The sequence below is a fragment of the Acetobacter pomorum genome (genome assembly GCF_002738225.1).
Lineage (GTDB): Bacteria > Pseudomonadota > Alphaproteobacteria > Acetobacterales > Acetobacteraceae > Acetobacter > Acetobacter pomorum.
In genome coordinates, this window is sequence record NZ_PEBQ01000048.1 from 1 (window position 1) to 3,236 (window position 3,236).

General features: G+C 42.3%; 2 protein-coding genes. Both read left to right on the plus strand.

The genetic code is table 11. The features are described 5' to 3' along the window. The first annotated feature begins 70 nt into the window (after positions 1–70). The gene (locus tag CSR02_RS03540) at positions 71–322 is read left to right on the plus strand and encodes a hypothetical protein (protein ID WP_099540583.1); all 252 of its coding nucleotides are present in this window, start codon (positions 71–73) and stop codon (positions 320–322) included. Then, the gene (locus CSR02_RS03545; RefSeq protein WP_244176758.1) at positions 323–2,740 is read left to right on the plus strand and encodes a TonB-dependent receptor; all 2,418 of its coding nucleotides are present in this window, start codon (positions 323–325) and stop codon (positions 2,738–2,740) included. The last annotated feature ends 496 nt before the right edge of the window (positions 2,741–3,236 follow it).

A 3,236-nucleotide genomic window follows, 5' to 3' on the forward strand; every position in this document is an offset into this window, starting at 1 on the left:
TCTTTTGTGTAAAACAGACTTTTTCATAATCTAACCCGATGTACAACCCTTCTGTGAGATTTCCGCGTCGATGGTTCCTGAAATTCCTGGTGTTGGGATTATTCTACTTGTTTCCGTTGACTGGTTTATTGGTATAGCACGCGCGTTTGGCAATATTACCGGAAACTGCGTAGCAGCCTGTGTTATTGCAAAATTAGAAAAAGATCAGAATGAACAACAGGTTCATGAAATTCTTTCCTCTTCCAATATCAAATCGGTCTCTTTTGCAAGCCTAACATCAGCCCTTAAAAATGTTTCACACGGTAGCGCTGAAGGTGAATGAATGTCTCGTCTTTTCCAATTTTCGTCCGCATCATTCCCGTTTGGTTTACGGGCGCCAATGTCTGTGCGGCCAATATGTTTTCCTGTGCGTAAAGTAATACTTTCCTGCTCCAGCCTCGCACTTGCTTCGTCTTGGATGGGAGATACCGCTTTTGCAGCAAGCACCAATGCTTCAAAACCAGCATATACTGGTGCACGCAAAATCGCCACGACAGGGCCCCGTAAAACATCACGCAAACACCGGACAGATTCTTTATCTGCAAAAGATGGAGAAAATCTTGAGGTTCATATCCATCGAGATCCCTTCAGGAATCAACAACATATTCCTGATTCCGCGACCCGGATAACAGCTCAGGAATTACGTGAACGCAATGTCCGGCAAATGACAGATCTTATCCGTGTTGCACCTAATCTGACAATTCAACCATCCAATGGATCTGCAGGGCTTAATTTTGCATTACGTGGGGTCGGAATGGCAGACCTGACGCAAAATAACATTCCCTCCATTATGCCCTATGTAGATGATGTTGCCATGCCAGTCAGTATCATGACATCGGGCATGATGTTTGACATGGACAATGTAACAGTAAACCCTGGTCAATCAGGGCTTACCCATGGCCAGGCGACAACAGGCGGTGAAATCAACTTTCATACAGCTGATCCCACACGTACTTTCCATGCAGGTGTGACAGAAGATATTGCCAGTTATGGACGAAACCGCGTTGATGGATATATTTCCGGCCCTATAGGAAAATCCCTTTCATATCGCATTTCAGGCCAATCTCTTACAGGTGGCGGATTCCAGCACAATAGTGAAGGCAAAGGGTTTGGTAATGCCGACATTGGTGCTTTGCGTGGCAAACTCAGATGGCAAATTGACGACACAACACGACTGGATTTTGGTGGTCACTGGACCACAGACCAATCTGATGCACCTGCTGGCGCAATCATGACCAATAGTTATGGTATCAGCCCTAATATGGATATACGGCAAACAGATTGGGGTCTAAGCCAACAGTTTGCCAATATGATTGGTATTAACGGCAACAATCAAAGGCCGCGTGAAAATAACTTGTTCTGGGGTGCCAACGTAAAATTTACAAAAGACTTTTCATGGGCAAAGCTGACATCTCTGAGCGCATATGAGATGATTGATGAACATGAATTATCTGATCAGACCAATACCGTAGGTGCTTACGGGAATATGTATCGTAATAACCAAACAAATTTCTTTTCCCAGGAAATAAAACTGTCTTCCAATAATGCTGCTGATCGTTTCCAATGGCTTGTTGGCATGTATTATAACCGCGGGCGTACGGCAGATAATTTTTGGTACGATATGTCAGATCGTTATGCCTCAACAGATAAAGGATTATATTTTTATAAAACAGCATATGGCCAAAACCAGCAAACATTTAACCAGTTTGCACAAATCTCTTACAAAATTACCAAAAAATTACGTATTATAGGTGCGATTAGCCATGAATCTGATGATCGTCAACTTCTCAATTTGGTTGGAACAACTTACACGGGTGCCGCAAGCCCTGTAAGTAAAGCTTTTGGCTCAAGCGGTGCATTAGGCAACCAATTTTCTGGCCGTATCGGTCTGGAATATCAGGTGACACCTCATTTCATGACCTATGTAGATTTCCGACGTGGCTTTAAGCCCGGTGGCTTTTCTGCAAATATGACAAGTGTTCCAGAGCAATTAAAACCATTTAAACCAGAACAGGTTCTTTCCTACGAAGGTGGATTTAAGTCTTCTTTCCTGAACAATAAAATTCAATTCAATGCTGCAGGTTTTTATTATGATTATAGAGACCAGCAACTACTTGGCAGCATTGTTGTCCCTGTTTATGGCGTGGAAGGATCATATGTAAACGCACCACGCTCTTACATTTACGGGGCTGAATTTAATGCGCAGATCCGTCCGTTCCGTGGAATGACACTTAGCCAAAACTTTGGTTATCAACACGGTGTTTACAGTCAATATCAAGGCGTAAACAAATATGCCACAACGGCACTTTATGATCAAACCGGACAATGGAATGCAGTTTTTACAGATTATAATGGTAGCTCCATGGGGCTGGCCAATCTCACTTTAAGTGGTGCCGCAACCTATACATGGAATATATTAAAAAATTATCAAATGACATTTGATGTCGATTACAGTTATCGAGGTGCCCAAACCCAACCGCAATATATTGGCATGGGTGGCTATTATCGTGCTCCAGCCTATTTTCTAGTCAACAGTTTTTTAACATTTTCCGCACCTAACCAACATTGGTCTGTTACTGTATATGGCCAAAATCTTGCAGACCGACGTTTTTGGCTTTCTGGAGGAACTCAATCAACCTTTTACTCTGTTATTCCGGGAAACCCGCGTTTTGTAGGGGCAAGAATGAATTTTACTTATTAAAATATAATAATATTTTGTTTTTTACTTGACTTTTTATATAGTATACTTTAAATATACTTTTGGCGCATGAGAGGGCATTTACCGTGCTCATAGCCAAACGATACAAACGGCAAGGCTCACCTTCTGGTGGGCCTTGTTGTTATTTGGGTGTAGACCATTTGAAAAACTTTCTTTTCAGAACAAGAAAGATTCGTTACAAACTCTTTGAAATAAATATTTGGACTCTATCAGACCTTGAGCTGATTCCCTTCAGCAGCAATATGAATAACAGCAAGGAATCACTTCGCGGCTTTCTTGCACCAAGTTACGACAACGCGCCATGCCTTGAGATAGGCCCAGAATTCTTGACCCGATACTCGTAGAAAGAGACTCTCTTGAGTAGGCTACCAGTAGAATGCGTCGTTTTGCGAAAATAGTTAGGCGGTTGTCGACGCGGAAATCTCACAGAAGGGTTGTACATCGGGTTAGATTATGAAAAAGTCTGTTTTGCACAAAA